At 70.3% G+C, this 20,185-nt stretch carries 12 protein-coding genes; 5 read left to right on the top strand and 7 right to left on the bottom strand.

Translation table 11 applies throughout. The features are described 5' to 3' along the window. The first annotated feature begins 191 nt into the window (after positions 1–191). On the top strand, positions 192–557 hold the full coding sequence (locus P3X83_RS30185; RefSeq protein WP_277308661.1) for an SgcJ/EcaC family oxidoreductase: 366 nt from the start codon (positions 192–194) through the stop codon (positions 555–557). Beyond that, the gene (locus P3X83_RS30180; RefSeq protein WP_277308660.1) at positions 554–1,375 is read left to right on the top strand and encodes an NmrA/HSCARG family protein; all 822 of its coding nucleotides are present in this window, start codon (positions 554–556) and stop codon (positions 1,373–1,375) included. The genes P3X83_RS30185 and P3X83_RS30180 overlap by 4 nt, the downstream gene beginning before the upstream one ends. A 57-nt stretch (positions 1,376–1,432) precedes the next feature. Here P3X83_RS30180 and P3X83_RS30175 read toward each other — a convergent pair whose 3' ends face one another. Then, positions 1,433–3,415, bottom strand: a complete 1,983-nt coding sequence (locus tag P3X83_RS30175; protein WP_277308659.1) for a hypothetical protein — start codon at positions 3,413–3,415, stop codon at positions 1,433–1,435. Positions 3,416–4,437: 1,022 nt separating this feature from the next. On the opposite strand from P3X83_RS30175, the gene ltrA reads away from it, so the two are divergent. Next, entirely contained in the window at positions 4,438–6,192 is a 1,755-nt protein-coding gene (gene ltrA / locus P3X83_RS30170) for a group II intron reverse transcriptase/maturase (RefSeq protein WP_277308658.1), read from the top strand. A 401-nt stretch (positions 6,193–6,593) separates the two neighbouring features. On the opposite strand, the gene P3X83_RS30165 is transcribed toward ltrA, so the two are convergent. The 3 genes from P3X83_RS30165 to P3X83_RS43375 form a co-directional block, all read right to left on the bottom strand. Further along, positions 6,594–6,956, bottom strand: a complete 363-nt coding sequence (locus P3X83_RS30165) for a nuclear transport factor 2 family protein (protein WP_277308657.1) — start codon at positions 6,954–6,956, stop codon at positions 6,594–6,596. A gap of 439 nt (positions 6,957–7,395) precedes the next feature. Next, positions 7,396–10,920: a DNA polymerase III subunit alpha gene (dnaE, locus tag P3X83_RS30160; protein ID WP_277308656.1), complete on the bottom strand. Its 3,525-nt coding sequence runs from the start codon at positions 10,918–10,920 to the stop codon at positions 7,396–7,398. 166 nt (positions 10,921–11,086) lie between these two features. Then, a complete protein-coding gene (locus P3X83_RS43375; protein WP_346742761.1) occupies positions 11,087–12,067 on the bottom strand; it encodes a chorismate mutase in 981 nt (326 codons plus the stop codon). 402 nt (positions 12,068–12,469) lie between these two features. Between P3X83_RS43375 and P3X83_RS30145 the strand changes: the two genes are divergently transcribed. Together P3X83_RS30145 and P3X83_RS30140 are read left to right on the top strand one after the other, a co-directional pair. Beyond that, the gene (locus P3X83_RS30145) at positions 12,470–16,426 is read left to right on the top strand and encodes a protein kinase (protein ID WP_277308655.1); all 3,957 of its coding nucleotides are present in this window, start codon (positions 12,470–12,472) and stop codon (positions 16,424–16,426) included. Positions 16,427–16,490: 64 nt separating this feature from the next. Continuing rightward, positions 16,491–18,131, top strand: a complete 1,641-nt coding sequence (locus P3X83_RS30140; protein ID WP_277308654.1) for a protein kinase — start codon at positions 16,491–16,493, stop codon at positions 18,129–18,131. Here the strand turns inward: P3X83_RS30140 and P3X83_RS30135 are convergent. The 3 genes from P3X83_RS30135 to P3X83_RS30125 are packed head-to-tail and all read right to left on the bottom strand — an operon-like array spanning position 18,098 to position 20,105. Beyond that, the gene (locus tag P3X83_RS30135; RefSeq protein ID WP_277308653.1) at positions 18,098–19,027 is read right to left on the bottom strand and encodes an RluA family pseudouridine synthase; all 930 of its coding nucleotides are present in this window, start codon (positions 19,025–19,027) and stop codon (positions 18,098–18,100) included. The genes P3X83_RS30140 and P3X83_RS30135 overlap by 34 nt on opposite strands. Then, positions 19,024–19,734: a signal peptidase II gene (gene lspA, locus P3X83_RS30130; protein WP_277308652.1), complete on the bottom strand. Its 711-nt coding sequence runs from the start codon at positions 19,732–19,734 to the stop codon at positions 19,024–19,026. Before lspA ends, P3X83_RS30135 begins: the two co-directional genes overlap by 4 nt. Beyond that, the gene (locus P3X83_RS30125; RefSeq protein ID WP_277308651.1) at positions 19,698–20,105 is read right to left on the bottom strand and encodes a TraR/DksA C4-type zinc finger protein; all 408 of its coding nucleotides are present in this window, start codon (positions 20,103–20,105) and stop codon (positions 19,698–19,700) included. The genes lspA and P3X83_RS30125 overlap by 37 nt, the downstream gene beginning before the upstream one ends. Between the last annotated feature and the right edge of the window lie 80 nt (positions 20,106–20,185).

Below are 20,185 nucleotides of genomic sequence, written 5' to 3'. Positions count from 1 at the left end.
TGGCGGCGACGGACGCGTGCGCGCCGTCTTCGGCGAGCACGTCGCGGGCGGCCTGGAGCAACGTGCGGTCGTTGCGTTCGGCGATGTCTTTGCGTGTGGTCATCGCCGCACACTTTAGCAGTTGCGGAGCGATTCGCTCCGGCGTAGTCTCATGGCGGAGCGAATCGCTCCGCAAATTGAGGAGATACGACATGAACCCCGATATCGAGGCGATCGAGCAGGTCGTCCGCGACGCCGAAGATCTGCAGAGCGACGTGGCCGGTTTCACCGGGTTGCTGACCGATGAGGTGGCCCTGGTCAATTTCACCGGGATCCGGCTGCGCGGCCGCGACCAGGTCAGGGAGGTCATGGCCAAGGCGCTGCGCACCCCGCTCAAGGACGTCCTGACCAGGAACGAGCTTCTCGACATCACGTTCCTGCGACCGGACGTCGCGCTGGTCGACCTGATCAAGCACGTCCACGACGGCCGCACGGGAGCGCTGACCTTCGTGCTGGTCAAAGACGACGGCCCCTGGCGGATCGCGCTGGCCCAGACCACCCCGGTGGTGACGGCATGAGCGTGGCCCTGGTCATCGGCGCCACCGGCCAGCAGGGCGGCGCCACCGCGCGTCACCTGTTGAGGCGTGGCTGGCAGGTCCGTGCCTTGGTCCGCGACCCGAGCAGCCCGGCCGCCGCCCGGCTGACCGGTGCCGAACTCGTGGTCGGCGACCTGGATGATCCCGCGTCCCTGGAGCGGGCCATGCGAGGCGCGGACGCCGTGTTCAGCATGCAGGCACTGGCGTATGAGCCGGAAACCCTCAAGGCCGAGGTACGGCAGGGCATGCGCGTCGCCGACGTCGCACTGGACGCCGAGGTCGGGCACCTGGTCTACAGCTCGGTCGGCGGTGCCGAGCGGCACACCGGGATCGAGCACTTCGAGAGCAAGGCGGCGATCGAGGCGTACATCCGCGCCCTGGGGCTGCCCGCGACCATCCTGCGGCCGGTGTTCTTCATGGACAACCTGCTGCACTACGCCGACGCCGACGCCGACGCCGGAGGGGAACGGCTGATGGAGCTCCCGGTGCTCCCCTACCGGCCGATGCAGCTGATCGCCACCGACGACATCGGCCGAATCGCCGCGCAGGTCATCGACCACCGGGACGACTACCTGGGCGTGGAACTAGAGATCGCCGGCGACGAGCTGACCTTCGCCGAGGTGGCCGGAATCTACGAGAGGGTCACCGGAGTGCCGACGCGCCTCGTCCCCTTGCCGCTCAAGGAAAGGCTGTTCGAATGGTTCGCCGAGAGCGGCTACCATGCCGACCTCGCCAAGCTGCGCAAGGACTTTCCTGGCCTGCTCACCTTCCAGGACTGGCTCGGCGAGCAGGTCCGCTAGACGTCACTGACACTCACCACCGAAGGAATGGCGTCAAGGTGATCGGTTCTGGTCGCGTTATTGGCGCGAGAGCGCGCGAGTGAGGCCTGCCAGGATGGTCGTCGCGAGGATCCACCCCGCAGCGATCATCGCCGCGGCGAGCCACTGTTGTGCGCCGCGCGGGCCGAAGGCGCTCTCCTGCCCGAAGCCGATGATCGGGAGGAGCAGGTCCAGGGTGTAGAGGAAGGCGTTGAAGGGGGGAGCCTCGCCTGGCTTGAAGGCCGGCGGCTGGTGGGCGGTGAAAACGACCGTGCCGATCAGGAGAAGGGCGGCGAGCCAGAGCGCGGCGCGGAAGGGGCGGTAGCCGTACCCGACGGTCCAGTCCTGCACACTTCCCCACAGCCGTGCCCCGAGCCGCCGCCCCGAGCGGCGGCGACGCTGTTTGGCCAGCAGCACGTCGCGAGCGGCCTCATCGTGCCCCTGCCAGCGGTAGACGGCGGCCAATTGCTCATAGGGCTGAGGCTGGTAGTCCTCCCCGGCCAGCCAGTCGAGTCGCTCCTGGACAGGCAGGGGAGCCTCCAGGCTGTCATAGGTGAAGCCGTTCATCAGGACGTGAGCAGGCCACCGGCTGGGAGCGTCATCCAGTACGCCGACCCGGCTGTGGCGAAGGTCGACGGCCCGCAGCAGTTGCGTCTGGGGCCCGATCTTCAGCGAAGCCGCCTCTACACCACGAAGGTGCAGGTCACCGTCGATGGTGGTCTCCGCGAGGCACAGTGTGGCGGCGATCTGGGAGTTCCTGATCGAGACGTCTCCCGTGGCCGCGAAGCCTTCGCAGCAGTCGATGCCCCCGCCCGCGATCACCTCCCACAGGGACAGAACCCGCCCGCCGGGATTACTGAGGGCGGCACCGTGAAACGCCAAACCGCCCTCGATTCGGGCGTTGATGAGCACGATCTCCCCGTCGGCACGGAAGCCTTCGCCGCAGCTGAGCCTGCCGGTGACCCCCAGCCGACGCAGGGAAAGCGCCGTCGCACCCGGGTTGGACAACGTCCCGCCGTCGAGGTTGACCGATCCGCGGACCTGGGTGGAGTCCAGGAAGACCTCTCCGTTCGCCGCGAAACCTGGTGTGAGCCGAAGTCCGCTGCCGATCTCCATCAGTGGCGCGTTCAGCGCGCGTCTTCCCGGATTGGCGAGGCTCGCCTGCGCGAAACGGAGCGACCCGGCCACGCGGGCTCCGCGCAGCAGGACTTCACCTTCGGCCGAGAAGCCATCATCGATGCGCAGCCCGCCCTCGACACTGAGTCTCTCCGCGTTCAGGGCGATGCCGTCCGGGTTGGACAGCCGGGCTCCGCTGAAGACGCATCGGCGCCCTATCCGGGCCTCCTGCACGCTCAGCTCCCCCCAGGAACGGAAACCTCGGGCACACGACAACCCGCCGTCGATGACGACCCCCTCGGCGGTGAGGCCGAAGCCGCCTGACCGCCCGACCCGTGCGCCGTCGAGGTTCATCGTCCCGCCGATCCTGGCGCCGACGACGCGTAACTCACCGTCGAGGACGGCGTTCGCGCACAGAAGATCACGGTCGACGATCAGGCCGTCGGCGTGGATGGCCTGAAGTGCGTGGGTCACTGCGCCGCTGAGATCCAGCGTCCCGGACACATGGGCCCCGGCGAGCTGGATCGGGCCGGCCATCTCGCAGCCTTCCAGGCGCAGTGCCCCGCCGATCACAGCGTCCACAGCCTGCAGTCCGGGTGCCCGGGAGGCCGCGAGGTCCACCAGACCGGTGCGGGCTCCGGTGAAGACCGGTGCTTCCTCGAACTCGCACGCGGTCAAGATCAGAGGGTGCTGTACTTCGGCGTACGACAGGTCCAATCGGCCCGTGATCCGGGCGCCGGACAGGTGCATGCCGGGCGTCTGCCCGGCAACGCGTTCCTGGGCGCCGAGCAACATCCTTGCGATGATCGCGGCCCGAACGGGAGTGCCCGGAAGATCCACGGGACGCGCTGCGGGAAACGCCTCCCAGAGGGCGAGTTCCGGCTCGGACAGGTCCTCGATGATCACAGGGCACTCCTGGAAGGTCGCACGCCTCGGTAAGGAGAGCCTCCAAGGTCACAACCTGTCGTGGCAACCTTCATCCCCGGCCCATCCCTTGAATCGCAAAGCGCGCGATCCGCAGAAACATTCAATTCTGCGGGACCGGAGCCCGTTCGCGTGGACGTGACCGCCGCGTTCGCGCAGGTGGCTGTCCTACCGGTCTACCGGCGGGCCGCCACAGGCGCGATTGCGACGCGACGCGCCAGAGACATAGCGCTTCGCTGCCTTGCGGCCGGACTCACGGAGAAACCCATGGTCAAGGCACGCACGGCCAGTTACACAGCGTTATTTTGCGTCTGGTGGCATGGATCCTTGCGACATGAGGTCGCGCGTGGCGAGTGACTGCGTTGAAGGAAGATCGATCATGTCGGGAACGTAGTCCAGGTCAGTGTTCGAGACCTGTCCTCACTCTGACGTGCGTCGCGGGTAACTGCGGGGTGCGAAGCTCAGGGGAAAGCCCAAGGGCCGCCGTCCGTCCGGTGGCCACAGGTGAGAGGAAGGCTGGGAGGGGCGAATGATCGTGAATCCTCGCTGATGCCTCGTTATGTCAACGCTCCGGGACGGAAGGCCAGACCGGAGTGCCAGGGACCAGCCGTTGAGAGACGGCAGGCGGCGGTCGGAGAGGGTCTCCGGCCGTGGGAACACCGCCGTCCCCGGGGTGCAGAGGACGCCCGGCCCCAGCCGTGTCTCGCGCGCGCGGAACATGGAAACCCCGTCGGGGTCCGCGCCCGGATGGTCGGGCGTGGTAGGCCGACCGCAAGGAGAGCTGAACTCCCCGGCGGGAACAGGATGCCCAAGAAGCGAACGCCGGTGGCCGAAAGGCAGCGGGAAACCGAGACGGTTAGAGTCGCTCCTCCAGCGGATGGTCTCGGATAACCGGCCGGATACCGGGCCTGGTGCCCGGCCCGAAAGGGAGCTGACGTGGGCAGGTGAGCCTTTGACGACCAAGCGCCGGATCCGCCGGCACCGAGGGACAAGTTGGACGCCGCATGGTGAACGGACCCGAGGGCCTGCCCCTGGACATGGACGCCGATCGATGGGAACGCATCGACTGGCGCAACCAGGAGGGGCAGGTACGACGGCTGCGGAGCAGAATCTTCAAGGCGGTTCAAGAAGGGGACTGGCCCAAGGCCAGGAACCTGCAGAAGCTGATGCTGCGCAGCCGAGCCAACACGCTCATCAGCGTGCGCCAGGTGACGCAGCGCAATGCTGGCCGCATGACCGCGGGCATCGACGGGGAGGTCGCGCTGACCTCCGGGGCCAGGGCCGAGGTGGCGATGCGCGTGCACGCCACGATGGGCTCCTGGAACCCGCGCGCGGTCAGGCGGGTACACATCCCGAAAGCCGGTAACGCGGCGAAGCTGCGCCCGCTCGGCATCCCGGTGGTCATGGACCGGTGTCATCAGGCACGGATCCGTAACGCGCTGGAACCCGAGTGGGAGGCCCGGTTCGAGCCCCGATCCTATGGGTTCAGACCGGGCCGGAGCTGCCAGGACGCGATCGAATCCATCTTCCAGGCCACTAGCCAGAAGCTGGCGAAACGGCTCTGGGTGCTGGACGCGGACCTGGCGGCGGCATTCGATCACATCGACCACTCCCGACTGCTGGAGGCCATCGGATCCTTCCCCGCCAGGGACATGATCCGGGACTGGCTGAAGGCCGGGATGTTCGAGGCAGGCAAGGGATTCTCACCCACTGACGAGGGGACACCCCAGGGTGGCGTGATCTCACCGTGTCTGCTGAACATCGCGTTACACGGGTTGGAGGAGGCCGCCGGGGTCCGCTACCGCACCGGCTCACGGGCCGGGGAAACGGTGGCGGGCTGCCCGATCGTGGTCAGATACGCCGACGACATGATCGTGCTCTGCCACAGCCAGCAGCAGGCCCACCAGGTCAAGGCGCGACTTGCCGAGTGGCTGGAGCCCAGGGGTCTGGTCTTCAACGAGGACAAGACCCGCATCGTCCACCTCCGCGAAGGGATGGAGTTTCTGGGCTTCCACATCCGCCGCTACCCCAACGGTAAGACACTGACCATGCCGAGCAGCACGGCGGTCAGGCGGCTGAAGCTGCGGCTGGCGACCGAGACGCGTAGCCTGCGCGGCTCGAATGTCAAGGCGGTCATCGCCCGGCTCGACCCCATCGTGCGGGGCTGGGCCGCCTACTACCGCAGCGTGGTGTCGTCCAGGACGTTCGCCGCCCTGGACCACTACGTGTGGCAGCTCACTTTCAAGTGGGCCACTTACAACCACCCGAACAAGCCGACGCGCTGGATCGTCGACCGGCATTTCGGCAGGTTCAACAAGTTCAGGAACGACCGGTGGGTGTTCGGCGACCCGGACACGGGCGCCTACCTGCCCAAGTTCGCCTGGACCAGCATCGTCCGGCACACCCTCGTCCTGGGCCGGGCATCCCCCGATGATCCCGCCCTGGCCGAGTACTGGGCCAAACGGCGCACGCGGGTCGAGCCTCCGCTCGATCGGTATACGTTGCGCCTGCTCACCAGGCAGGACGCGCGCTGCCCGCTCTGCGGAGACCACCTGCTGACCGCCGACCAGCCGCCCGAGTCCCCCGATCAATGGACGCGATGGTGGCTGCACGTCGTCCGCCGCGCGATAGCCGCCGACCATCTCGTGCATCACGGGCGACCCGGCTCGCCGGACGGTGACCAGACCCGCCTTGTTCACGCCTCCTGCCACCGGAGCTACCTCGCCCGGCGTCGCAGGAGCCCAGCACAGCGAATCTGAACCGCCCTTCGGGGCTTGCTTGAGCCGTGTGCCGCGATGAGTGGCCCGCACGGTTCTGAGGGGGCCTCGGTCCAGCAATGCACCGGGGCTACCCGGCGAGCGGGAAGCCGCGAAGGCCCGGTTCTCGCGAACTGAAGGTTCTTCAGCGGGAACTCACGTGGGTTCGGCGTCTCAACGCCTGTTCGCCTCGTGAGTTCAGCGCATTGAACATCGCCAAGAGGGTGTCTCTGATCCCTCTGGCTTTGATCCTTTTCGTGCATGGGCCGGAGCTGGGACACCAAGATCCAGTCCTTGATCTTGCCGGGATGGCCTGGCTCCCAGCGTCGGCCCGTCCCCCGGGGCGGTCGAACCTCGCCGCCGACCTTCCGGCCGGCCGGTCGTCGGACAACGTGTCGGCTATGTCAATCGGTTGTGCCGGCGTGCACGGCGATGATTCGCCAGCCGTGGGTGTCGTCGTACAGCCAAGTACGGGTGTAGCGCATCCTGGCCGCGAACGGCGCACCGGAGACGGTCCCTTCGACGGTGCCGAGAAACCACGTCACCCCGGTGCGCCCATCGGCGAGCACGGTCAACTCCTCCTCGGCCACCCTCGTCATCACCTGCGTCCGAGTGCGGTGCAGCTCCAGGTCGTCCGCCTTGGTCGCAACGTTCGCACCGAAGGTAAAGATCAGCCGATCATCCAGCAGCCGATCCAGCGCCTCGACATCTCCAGCGAGCTGCGCGGCCTGGAGCCGGCGCTCGGCGTCCCTCAAGTCTTCCATCATGAGGTCCACCCTCCCAGCCGGCGCCGTACCCGCGCCAGGACGTTCACGCTCGGCTGAGCCTCGCAGTCCGATCCAGGGACTCCGATCGTGGGTGGGTGTCGGGTTTAGCAGGCTTCCCGACAGGGCGTTGAAGTGCTGCGCGGCGGCCCGCGCCAGGAAAGGGGCGTCAGAGCGCAGCGCGGCCCACTGGGCGTGCGTCAGCGCGGCCACCCGGCCGAAGGGCGGAGCACCGGCCCGGAGAACGGGGCCGGTGGTGGTGCGTCCGGGGCGATGGCGCGGTCGCCTTGCCGAAGGGCGGGGGCTTCTGGCCGGTGCTGGAGCGGTGGGATGGGGGTGCGCTCGGTGGGTGCGGCACGGGGAGGTGGCCGGCACACGGGCGGGTGGAGGGGGCTTGCCCTACCTGGTCGGGGGACCCGGGCGGGTCCCCCGACCAAGGTGATCAGGCTCCCAGGCAGGCCGGGCCCAGGAGTTGTTTGAGGTCGCCCATCAGGGCCGGGGACGGCGAGACGCGCAGCCGGTCGTCGAGGCGCAGGACGGTGGTCTTGGGGCCGTTGTGGACCTGGAGGTGGATCTCTGTCGTGCCCGGGTGGGTGGACAGGACCTCCTTGAGGCGTCCGACCAGCGGCGGGGTGCAGCGGGCCAGGGCCAGGCTCACCAGCAGGGGGCCGCCCGCCTCCTGGGTGAGGTCGGGGGCGGTCACCTCCATCGCGATGATCTTCGCGACGTCTTCCCGCTTGTCCAGGCGGCCCTTGACGAAGACGATGGCGTCTTCGGCCAGGATCGTCGAGCAGAGCTGGTAGGACGACGGGAAGATCATTACCTCGATCGAGCCCTCAAGGTCCTCAAGCTGGGTGAGCACCCACGTGTCACCCTTCTTGGTGACCTTGCGCTGCAGGCCGGACAGGATGCCGCCGACCGTGATGACCTGGCCCTCCGGGCGTTCGTCGGCCTGCAGGGCGGCGATCGAGCAGTCGGCTCCCTGCGACAGGATGTGCTCCACGCCCAGGAGCGGGTGGTCGGAGACGTACAGGCCCAGCATCTCCCGCTCGAAGGCCAGCACCGTGCTCTTGTCCCACTCCCCCGGCGGGATCTGCACGTCGAAGGTCTGGTCCTCGACGCCCTCGACCGCCCCGAACAGGGAGTCCTGGCCGATCGCCTCGTTCTTCTTGATGTCGATGATGGCGTCCACCGACTGCTCGTGCACCATGACCAGGCCCTTGCGGACGTGGCCGAAGGAGTCGAACGCCCCCGCCTTGATCAGCGACTCGATGACCCGCTTGTTGCAGACCGTGGCCGGGACCTTGCGCAGGAAGTCCTTGTAGTCGGTGAACCGGGTCTTGTCGCGGCGGGCGGAGATGATGCCGTCCACCACGTTGCCGCCCACGTTGCGGATGGCCGACAGTCCGAACCGGACGTCGGTGCCGCGCGGGGTGAAGTCGAAGTCGGAGTCGTTGACGTCCGGTGGGAGGACCTTGATGCCCATCCGGCGGCACTCGTTGAGGTAGAGGGCGGACTTGTCCTTGTCGTCCTTCACCGACGTGAGCAGCGCGGCCATGTACTCGGCGGGGTAGTTGGCCTTGAGATAGGCGGTCCAGTAGGAGACCAGGCCGTACGCGGCGCTGTGCGCCTTGTTGAAGGCGTAGTCGGAGAAGGGCAGCAGGATGTCCCACAGCGTCTTGATCGCCACGCCGCTGTAGCCGTTGTCCTTCATGCCCTGCTCGAAGGAGGCGAACTGCTTGTCCAGTTCGGCCTTCTTCTTCTTGCCCATCGCGCGGCGCAGCAGGTCGGCTTTGCCGAGCGAGAACCCGGCGACCTTCTGCGCGATGGCCATGACCTGCTCCTGATAGACGATCAGGCCGTAGGTGGTGCCGAGGATCTCGGCCAGCGACTCCTCGAACTCGGGGTGGATCGGCTCGATCTTCTGCTGGCCGTTCTTGCGCAGCGCGTAGTTGGTGTGCGAGTTGGCGCCCATCGGACCCGGCCGGTAGAGCGCGCCCACGGCGGAGATGTCCTCGAAGTTGTCGGGCTTCATCAGCCGCAGCAGCGAGCGCATGCCGCCGCCGTCGAGCTGGAACACTCCCAGGGTGTCGCCCCTGCCCAACAGCTCGTACGTCTTGCGGTCGTCGAGCGGGAGCTTGAGCAGGTCGATCATCTCGCCGGTGTTGCCCTCGACCATCTTCAGGCAGTCGTCGATGATCGTCAGGTTGCGCAGGCCCAGGAAGTCCATCTTCAGCAGGCCGAGCGTCTCGCAGGTCGGGTAGTCGAACTGCGTGATGATCGCGCCGTCGGAGTCGCGGCGCATGATCGGGATATGGTCGGTGATCACCTCGGCGGACATGATGACGCCCGCCGCGTGCACGCCGGTCTGCCTGATCAGCCCTTCCAGGCCCTTGCCGAGGTCGATCGCGGACTTGACGTCCACATCCTCCTCGTAGAGCTTGCGCAGCTCGCCCGCCTCGTTGTAGCGGGGATGGTCTGCGTCGAAGATGCCCGACAGCGGGATGTCCTTGCCCATGACGGCGGGCGGGAACGCCTTGGACACCTTGTCACCGAGCGCGTACGGGTAGCCCAGGACGCGTGCGGCGTCCTTGATGGCGGCCTTCGCCTTGATGGTGCCGAAGGTGGCGATCATGGCGACCTTGTCGGCGCCCCACTTCTCGGTCACGTACCGGATGACGTCGCCGCGCCGACGCTCGTCGAAGTCGATGTCGACGTCGGGCATGGACACGCGGTCCGGGTTGAGGAACCGCTCGAAGATCAGTCCGTGCGGGAGCGGGTCGAGGTCGGTGATGCCGAGCGCGTAGGCCACCAGCGAGCCCGCCGCCGACCCTCGCCCCGGCCCGACCCGGATGCCGTTCTCCTTGGCCCACATGATGAAGTCGGCGACCACGAGGAAGTAGGACGGGAAGCCCATCTGCTCGATGATCCCGATCTCGTACTCCGCCTGGGTGCGGTGCGTCTCGTCGAAGCCCTCCGGCCAGCGGCGGGACATGCCCTCCCAGACCTGGGAGCGGAAGAACTCCACCTCGCTCATGCCGTCCGGGATCGGATAGGTGGGCATGAGGTTCCGGAACCCGAAGAACCCCTCCGGATCGACCCGCTCGGCGACCAGGAGGGTGTTGCGGCAGCCCTCCTGCCACAGCTCCTCGTTCGGGTGGATCGCCCGCATCTCGTCGGCGGTCTTGATGTAGTAGCCGCTGCCGTCGAAGCGGAACCGGTCGGGGTCGGCGAGCTGCTTGCCGGTCTGGATGCACAGCAACGCGTCGTGGCCGGTGGCGTCGGACTCGTAGGTGTAGTGCGAGTCGTTGGTCACCAGCGGCGGGATGTCCAGGTCGGCGCTGACCCGGGTCAGGCCGTCACGAACCCGGCGCTCGATGTCGAGGCCGTGGTCCATGACCTCCAGGAAGTAGTTCTCCTTGCCGAAGATCTCCTGGAACTTCGCCGCCGCGCGGACCGCCTCGTCGTACTGGCCGAGGCGCAGGCGGGTCTGCACCTCGCCGGAGGGGCAGCCGGTGGTGGCCATCAGGCCGTCGGCGTGCTCGGCGAGCACCTCGGCGTCCATCCGCGCCCACTTGCGGACGAAGCCCTCGGTGTAGGCGCGCGAGCTGAGCTTCATCAGGTTGTGCAGGCCCGTACGGTTACGGGCCCAGATCGTCATGTGGGTGTAGTAGCCACCGGCGGAGACGTCGTCCTTCTTCTGATGCGGCTCGCCCCACAGGACCGGCTTCTTGTTCTGCCGCGCCTCGGGCGCCACGTACGCCTCGATGCCGATGATCGGCTTGATCCCGGCGGCGGTGGCCTGCTTGTAGAAGTCGTAGGCGCCGTGCATGTTGCCGTGGTCGGTGATCGCGATCGCGGGCATGCCCAGATCACCCACCTGTTTGAACATCTGCTTCAACCGGGCCGCACCGTCGAGCATGGAGTACTCGGTGTGGACGTGCAGATGGACAAACGACTCGCTCATGCGGCTCCCTCGATCACCCTCGCGAAAGGCGGCGGACAAGAGCCTACGCGCGTTCGAGCCCCCATGTGCCCACCCCGTGCCCGCCATTCGGACACCCGGCGGCCCCCGCCCCGCCACCTGCGCGAAAGCTCGGTTTCGGGCCGACACGCCGCCGGAATCCGAAGTCTCAGCCGCTCGCGGCCCCGCGCCGCTCCTCGGCCAGGAGCAGGCCGGCCTCGATCACCGCGTTCATCACCGGGGCGAGGCGGTCGGCGCCCAGGGACGGCGCGCGCCGCGCCATGGCCGCCACGAGAGCGCGCTCGCGGTCCATGTCGCGCCCGGCGAACCCGCCCACCGGCTTCAGCCGCTGCACGATCCCGGCCAGCTCCGCCCGCCGTTCCAGCAAGGTGGCGAGGGCCGCGTCCACGCGGTCGATCACCGACCGCGCGCCGGCCACGGAATCCGGCGCCTCGCGCCGCACCAGCGCGCCGACGACCGTCGCCGCCTCACAGGCCGCCGCCACCGCGTCACGTCCCGCGCCGGACGCGAGCATCAGCCCGTCCGCCCCGGACGCGATCGCCGCCGCGGCCAGCGAGGCGTCGTCGCCGAGGGCGACCAGCACCGGCCGCCCCGTGCGCTCCCCCGCCTCCGCCGCCATCCCCAGGTCCAGGGTGGTGGTGCCGCCGGGCAGGCTGGGACGGCCGCCGCACTCGCACAGCACCACCTGGTCGTTGCCCTCGGCGGCGCAGTAGTCGGCGATCGCCAGCCACTCCTGGAGGGTCGCCGCCGGGCCGCGCTGCACGACCACGGGCAGTCCGAGCCGGGCGACGGCCCGCACGAGCTGGTAGTCCTGCATCCAGGCCGCGCCCACGATCACGCCGTCGGCCATGGCCGCCACGTCGGCGAGGTCCGCCGCCGAGAACGGCTCGACCAGGAGCGGACCGCCGCACTGCGCGCGAGCCTCGGCGATCACCTCCGCCGCCGGACGGCGCCCGTGGTGACCGCGCAGGCTGATCCACCGCGCGTCCGGCTCACCGCCGGTCGCCTCGCCCTGGGCCGCCTCCACCGGCGCTCCCCCGACGACCACCGCGGGCACGTCCCGCCCCAGCGGCACCTCACCGACCCGTACGGCCCGACCGGCCCGGGGACCGGAAACTTCAACACTCACGAGTCGGACCTTCCCTGCGGGGCATTCGACGACATCTCGGCTCCTGTATCAGTAGGCCGGCCGCCCTTTCCCGCGAGCCGGCAGGTGAGAGTTGGGGGTAAAACAAAAGGCAGAGACGTGATGTCTCTGCCTTCGCCGGCTCCGGTCGATCGCTAGTTCACGCAGGTGCGACCGGCCCTTCCGGAGCCGGCTCGATAAACGCGAAGTAACGGACCACGTCCCCGACGATAGGCCATCACCTCGACCGCACGCCACTTCACGAAAGATCCGTCTCGCCATGTGGACATCGATCACACGCGGCCGAGCCGCTTCCGGTCGCTCCGGATCCCCCGCTATGGGAGGATTTTTAGCTCCGAGAGGGGGTTCAATTCGGTGATGTCGGAGGGGCAGCGCGGCGATCGTGTGGTAGCGAACCGTTACCACCTGCTCGAACCCATCGGCCGGGGTGGCATGGGCGTGGTCTGGAGCGCCCACGACAAGGTCCTGGACCGGAAGGTGGCCGTAAAGGAGGTCCGCTACGCCAGCGTGCTCGGCGATGAGGTGCAGCAGCTCAACCGGCGCACCATGCGCGAGGCGCGGGCCGCGGCGCGGCTGGATCACCCCAACGTCGTGGTCGTCCATGACGTGATCGAAGAGGACGGTCGTCCCTGGATCGTCATGCAGCTCGTCCCTTCCAGGTCCCTCGGGCAGGTCATCAAGCAGGAGGGGCGGCTGCTCTCGCAGCGGGTCGCCAAGATCGGCCTGGAGGTCGTCAGCGCCCTGCGCAGCGCGCACAAGGCCGGGGTCCTGCACCGTGACGTGAAGCCGGAGAACGTGCTGCTGGCCGACGACGGCCGGGTCGTCCTCACCGACTTCGGCATCGCCACGCTGGAGGCCGAGACCGCGCTGACCATGACCGGGCTGGCGGGCACCCCCGCGTTCATCGCGCCCGAGCGCCTGCGGGGGCGTCCGGCCCGCCGGGAGTCCGACCTGTGGTCGCTCGGCGCCACGCTGTACGCGGCGGTCGAGGGCCGGTCCCCGCACGACCGAGGTACGGCGATGGCCACCATGCACTCGGTGCTGATGGACCCGCCCGACCCGGCGCCGCACGCCGGAGCGCTACTGCCCGTGATCGAGGGGCTGCTGGTCAAGGAGCCGGTACAGCGCCTCGACCACGACGAGGCCACGCGCATGCTGCGGCAGGTCCTCGACGGCCGCAGTCCGACGCGCATAATGCCCGCCATCCGGCCGGTACGGCGTGACCCGCAGGGGCCGGTCCAGGGCGGACCACCGGCCGGGCCCGGCGTGGCACAGGGGCCGGGCCACCAGAATCCGCAGCGTCCGGCACCGCGACAGCAGCAACCGCCGCCGCCTGCGGCACGGCCGCAGGCCGTACCGGGGCCGGTCTCACGGGAGGCGCCGCGCCCGCCCGCGCCGGGACAGAGCCCGCCGTACGGCGGCGCCCCCCGGCCCCCAGCCGCGCAGAACCCGGCTCGCAACCCGGCCCAGAACCCGGGCCAGAACCCGGGGCAGGCGGGCCCGCGCCCACCTGTTCCGCCGGTTCAGGGCCCGCCCCGGCCCCAGGCCGCCTCCCGGCAGCGGCCCCCGACCGCGCAGAGCCCCGCCGTCCAGGGGCCACCACGCCAGCCGACGGCACAGACCCCTGCGGCACAGCCCCCCGCCCCGCAGAGATCGCCCCAGCAGCCACCACCGGCCCAGGGAACACCAGGCCAGCCGATGGCACAGACCCCTGCGGCGCAGGGATCGCCGCAGCCCTCGACCGGGCAGAGCCCTGCCGCGCAGGCTCCCGCCGGGCAGGGGGCGGACGTCGGGAAGGCGGCGAGTCCGCCGCCGAGGCGGATGAACGCGTTCCAGGAGGGGGCACGGCTGCCCGGTGCGCCCGCCGATCTGCCGCCGCTTCCGGCTTCCGGCCCGGAGGCGGGGCGGCCGATCGTGCCTACGGCGAGCAAGCAGCCTCCCCCGCCGTCGCCCGAGCCGAAGTCCGAGCCGCCCCAGCCCCGTGTCCCGCAGGCGGGCACGCCGTCCGGCGCTCCGGCGGACGCGGCCCTCGCGCCGCCTTCAGCACCGCCCACGCCGAAGATCGCGCCGCGTCCGAGTTCGGCCGCGAAGGACGAAGCCCCTCCGCCGCCCTCTCCCGACGCGACCGCACTGCATCCGGCCCGCGCGACGAGCCCCTTGCCACAGGCGGGAGACGCTCCCCCCTCTCCGCGCCGCCGTCCGCCCTACGCCCGGACGGCGACGCCGAAGCCCGCCGTCTCACCAGAGACGGCCGAGAAGCCCGCAGAGCCGCAGCCCGAGGCCGACCGGCCCGACCCGACGGCCACCACGAAGGTCGCCACCCCCGCCCAGAAGGGCAAGAAGCCCGCCGCACCCGCGAAGGCGAAGAAGGCGCCCGCCAAGCCGAAGAAGGGCGCGGCGGCGAAGGCGGCCGACGCCGACCCGGAGACGCCCGCACAGCCTGCCGAGAAGAGCGGCAAAGAGGCGGCCGGCAAGCCGGGTGAGAAGGCCAGCGGCACAGGCGGGGCGACGGCGGCGTCCGCGAAAATCCGGGCCACGAGCGACGTAAAGACAGCAGGGAGCGCCGGCGCGACGGACGAGACTCCCGCGCCGGATGAGGAGAAGCGCGGCGGTACCAGCGCGTCAGCGGGGGACGGGGAGAAGGACGACGGCACCAGCCTGCTGCGGTCCAGCGCGCGCCCGGCAATGGATGACAGCCCTACGCCGACTGAGGGGAAGAGCGGCAGTGCGGGTGCGTCTGCGGCAGCCGACAGTGCCCCCGTGCCGGCTGCCGACGACGGCCCCGAGCAGGGTGGCAATGAGAACGCCGGTCCGAGCGCGTCTGCGGTGGCCGCCGCGTCGCAGGATGGGCACGAGAGCGACGGTACGAGCGCCTCCGCAGCCCAGGGCACGGCGGTAGCGGACGACGAGACGGACGGCGGTGCCTCGCTCGGTCCGGTGGCGAGCAAGGAGAAGGACGGCGGCACCAGCGACCTCGGCACGACGGCGAGCACGGGGAAGGACGGCGGCACCAGCGACCTCGGTACAGCGGCGGGCAGCGGGAAAGACGGCGGCGCCAGCGGCCTCGGTTCGGCGGTGGGCGGCACCGGTGCCCAAGGTTCCGGGGCGGCTTCGGTGGGAGGCGATGACGACACCGATCCCGGGCTTGTCGCCGTGACCGACCAGGACGGGCGGATCGGCGCACTCCCGGCGGCCGACGGGGACGAGAGCGACGGGACCGTCGCGATCGGTTCAGCGCCCGGGGGCGAGCGGGGCGACGGCGGTGGCGCGGCAGGCGAGGACAGGACCGCCGCGCTGATCCCCGCTCGCGACGAGAAGCCGCCCGCCCCGAAGAAGGGCGCGGCCAAGGGGCCCGGCGGTGGCGGTAGGACGCCCGCCGCGCGGAAACCCGCTCCCCTGAGCATCGATGAGGAGCTGGAGGGCTGGTTCAGGAAGGACCCGCCCAAGAGGACGCCGGTGGCGCGGGAGCCCGCGCAGCCGACGCAGGTGGGGATGCCCGTGTCGTTCGACGCCGGGCGGCTGCCGCCCGCGGGGCCTCCGGCCGAGCGTCCGGGGCAGTTCTCCATGGGGCAGGTCAAGAAGGCGCTGCCGCTGCTGGTGCTGGCCGTGGTGATCGTGGCGCTGGTCGCCTGGTGGCTCGGGATACGGAGCGCCGGGGGCGGCGGCACCGGGGTCGCCGAGGTTACGAGCCGCCCGACGCCCGCCGTCACCGCGTCTCACACGAAGTCCGACGACAAGGACAGCGAGAGGGACAAGGAAGACAAGACGGAGCCGAGTACGTCGGCCGGGCCGAGCCAGCCTGCCGAGTCCGCGCCCGCCAAGTCCGAGGAGGCCGCCCCGCCGCCCCAGACGACGGCCCCCGAGGAGTCGAAGCCCCCGAAGGAGGAGGACGAGGCGCTGCCCGAAGGCTGGTTCACCCACAAGGACGGCCGGGGCTTCTCCATCGCCCTCCCCAAGGGATGGTCGGTCTTCAAGCAGCAGGACCGCTCCGTCTGGTTCCACGGCCCCGGCGCCGCCAAGGGGAGCTACCTGCTGGTGGAGGAGGCGTCCGATCCCCGCTCCGACCCGCTGGAGGACTGGTACCAGCAGGAGAAGGCCGTCAAGGGGAACTTCAACGACTACAAGCGGGTGAAGATCGAGAAGGTGGACTACATGAAGGCCGCGGCCGACTGGGAGTTCACCTGGCGGATGAGCTCCGGCAAGGCGCACGTGCGCAACCGCGGGTTCGTCACCGACGGCGGCCGGGGCTACGCGCTCTACTGGCACACCCTCGCCGACGCCTGGGACAAGGACCTGCACTACTTCGACACCTTCGCCAAGACCTTCAAGCCCGCCAAGTGACCCCCTGGGGAACCGCCGGATCATCCTTCGCATGCCCGCCGGTTCCCTGGGTAGCCGATGCCCCATGTCGGATTCGCAGGAGCGGGGCCTCTTGGTCGGGGGGCGCTATCGACTGCTCGAAGCCATCGGCCGGGGCGGCATGGGCACCGTCTGGCGGGCGCACGACGAGGTGCTCGGCAGGGACATCGCGATCAAGGAGATCACCCCTCCGCCTGACATGGTGGGACAGGAGCGGGAGGAGTTCCTCCAGCGCACGTTCCGTGAGGCCCGGGCCGCCGGGCGGGTGAGCCATCCGGGGGTGGCCGCCGTCTATGACGTGCTGGAGGAGCGCGGCCATCCGTGGATCGTCATGGAGCTGGTGGAGTCCAAGACGCTGGGCGCGGCGATCAGGGAGCGCGGGGCGCTGCCGGTGAGCGAGGTGGCGGAGATCGGCACGCAGGTGATCGCCGCGCTGCGGGCGGCGCACCAGGCGGGCGTGCTGCACCGTGACGTCAAGCCGGACAACGTGCTGCTGACCCCGGACGGCCGGGCCGTGCTGACCGACTTCGGCATCGCCACCATGGAAGACGACTCCCCGATGACGCGGACCGGGATCCTGGTCGGCACTCCGGCGTTCATCGCGCCTGAGCGGGCGGCGGGGGGCGGCGCCGTCCGGGCGTCGGACATGTGGTCGCTCGGCGTGACGCTGTATCTGGCCGTCGAGGGCCGTTCGCCGTTCCACCGGGGTCATCCGCTCGCGACGCTCGGCGCCGTGATGCACGACGAGCCCGCCCCGGTGAGCCGGGCGGGGGCGCTCGCCCCGCTGATCGCCGCGCTGCTGCGCAAGGACCCTGGCACGCGTCCGTCGCCCGATGAGACGGCGGGCGTGCTGCAGGCCGTCGCGGACGGCGTGGCCCCCGAGCCGACGGCCACGATTCCCGTCGCGGGTGTGGTGCCGGTGACGGGTGTGGCGTCCCGGCCGGCCGTCCAGGGGGCGGGGTGCGGGCACGCGAGGCCGGCGAACACCCGCACCACCCGTCCCGTCCATACGACGGGCCGCCCGCGTGACCCTCGCACCAGCCGCTCCGGGCACGGGTACCACGGACGTTCCGGGAACACGGACCCCGGCCGCCCACACCCACCCGTCGTCCCGCCGCCGGAGCCCGTGCCCGCTCCGGCGTCTGGGGAGCGACGTCCCACGGGCAGGAAGGCGATGGCCGTCGGGGGGCTCACCGGGCTCGCCGTGGTCGTGGCGATGGTCAGCGGCGGCGCCGCCTGGCTGTCGGCCCAGCCGGACCCGCAGCGCCGTCCCCCGGCGCACGGGTCGGTGACCACGACGACCACGGTGCGGTCCACCGTGCCGAAGACCCCTGACCCCCAGGTCTCCGTGCAGGCCCCGGCCCCTTCGCCGACGGAGCGCGGGGAGACCGAGCCTCAGGAGACGGGGCCTGAGGAGACCGGGCCCGCGCCCACTGACGAGCCGACCGAGCGCCCGCAGGACGACAAGACCGGCGACAAGACGCCGAAGAAGTCGCCCTCCCCCGACGATTCCGGCAAGAAGCAAGAGAAGACGCCCTCACCCGAAGAGTCGGAGCCCCAGGACGACGGCGACGGCGAGGTCGGGGGGCCCGATCAGCGGAACGAGGGCCAGGACGACCCCTACGACGCCGATTCCTACGACCCGGAGGACGGTCAGCTCTCGCCGCGCACCAGTTCGACCGCCTGAGCGAGGTCGGCCGGGTACTCGCTGGTGAAGGACACCCACTCCCCCGTGCCCGGGTGCTCGAAGGCCAGGGACACGGCGTGCAGCCACTGGCGGGTCACGCCGAGCCGGGCGGCCAGCGTCGGGTCGGCCCCGTAGAGGAGGTCGCCGACGCACGGGTGGCGCAGCGCCGCCATGTGCACGCGGATCTGGTGGGTGCGGCCCGTCTCCAGCCTGATGTCGAGCAGCGAGGCGGCGCGGAACGCCTCGATGGTGTCGTAGTGCGTGACGGACGGCTTGCCCCCCGCCACGACGGCGAATCGCCCGTCGCCCGAGGGGTGGCGGTCGATCGGCGCGTCCACGGTGCCGCGAAGCGGATCGGGATGTCCTTGGACGAGGGCGTGGTACCGCTTCTCAACGGTTCGTTCCTTGAACGCCCGCTTCAGCAGGGAATACGCGGATTCGCTCTTGGCCACGACCATGGCCCCGGTCGTGTTGGCGTCCAGGCGGTGCACGATGCCCTGGCGCTCGGCCGCCCCGCTGGTGGCCACCCGGTGCCCCGCGCCGAGCAGCCCGCCGAGGACGGTCGGGCCGGTCCAGCCGACGGTGGGGTGGGCGGCGACGCCGATCGGCTTGTCCACGACCACGATGTCGTCGTCCTCGTAGATGACGCGCATGCCGGGGACGGGCTCGGCGACCGGGACGGGCGCGCCGGGCGGCGGGGGCAGCGTGACGTCGAGCCACGAGCCCGCCTGGACGCGGTCGGACTTGGCCGCGGCCATGCCGTCGACCAGGACGTCGCCCACGCCGATCAGTTCGGCCGCGCGGGTGCGGGAGAGCCCGAACAGACGGGAGATCGCGGCGTCGAGGCGCTCGCCCTCCAGCCCGTCGGGAACCGGGAGACCACGCTGTTCGCTCATTTGCCGGAGCCTTCGTGCCGGGTGCCGTCGATCTGGTATCCACGCCAGGCGAGCAGCACGGCCAGGACGCCGCCGCAGACGATGGAGGAGTCGGCGACGTTGAAGATGGGGAAGCCGGTCGCGGGGAAGACCTGCACGAAGTCGACCACGTGGCCATGCAGCGGGGCGGGCGAGCGGAAGACCCGGTCGGTCAGGTTGCCGAACGCGCCGCCGAGGAGCAGGCCGAGGGTGATCGCCCAGGGCAGGCTGCGCAGGTTGCGGGCGGTGCGCAGGATGGCGATGACCACGCCGGTGGCGATCAGTGTGAGGACGAGGGTGAGGCCGGTGCCGATGCTGAACGCGGCCCCGGGGTTGCGGATCACCTGGAACACCAGGACGTCGGGGATCAGCACCATCGGGTCGCGGCCTTCGAGGTAGCGCACGACGAGGGTCTTGGTGATCAGGTCGAGCACGTAGATCACCGCGGCGAGCCCGATCAGGAGGCCGACGCGGCGTCGCCCGGCCGCGGGGGGAGCCCCGGCCGTCTCACCCCCGGTGCTGCCGGAGCCTGCCCGGGAATCGGTGTCGTGGCCGGGCGTCTCGGAGACCGGATCGGGCGCGGGGGGAGTGCCCGTGGGAGGTTCGGCCTCGCCGTCCGGACGGCGGGCGTCCGGGTCGTCCGGGCCGTCCGTCAGCGGCGCTCCTCCCTCTGCTTGCAGGCCACGCAAAGCGTCGCCCTCGGGAACGCCCGCAGCCGTTCCTTTCCGATCGGCTTGTGGCACGATTCGCACTCTCCGTAGGTCCCCGCGTCGATCCTGGCGATCGCCCGCTCGTTCTGCGCGAGCAGGTCGCGCGAGTTCAGGGTAAGGGCGATCTCACGCTCCCGCTCATACGTCTTGGCCCCGGCGTCGGCCTGATCGTCGCCCGCGCCCTCGGTGATGTCCCCAGAGGCTATCTCCGACTCCGATCGCGTGATGACGACGCGAAGCTCCTCCATCTCCCGGAACAGGTTGTCGCGGACCTCCGCGAGTTCCCCTTCCGTCCAGGCCCCGTTACCGCGTACGGCGGTGCCCTTGCCTGCCCGTGCGGTTGCCCCCATAGCAGCCTCCTCGCTGATCGAACACCCCAAACGACGTGGGAAATCCTGGTCTATGACCAACACCTCGGCTAATGACCTGC

The sequence above is a fragment of the Spongiactinospora sp. TRM90649 genome (assembly GCF_029382225.1).
Classification (GTDB): domain Bacteria; phylum Actinomycetota; class Actinomycetes; order Streptosporangiales; family Streptosporangiaceae; genus Spongiactinospora.
The sequence above is the reverse complement of the archived record's forward strand: the minus strand, read 5'-3'. Positions and strand labels throughout refer to the sequence as shown.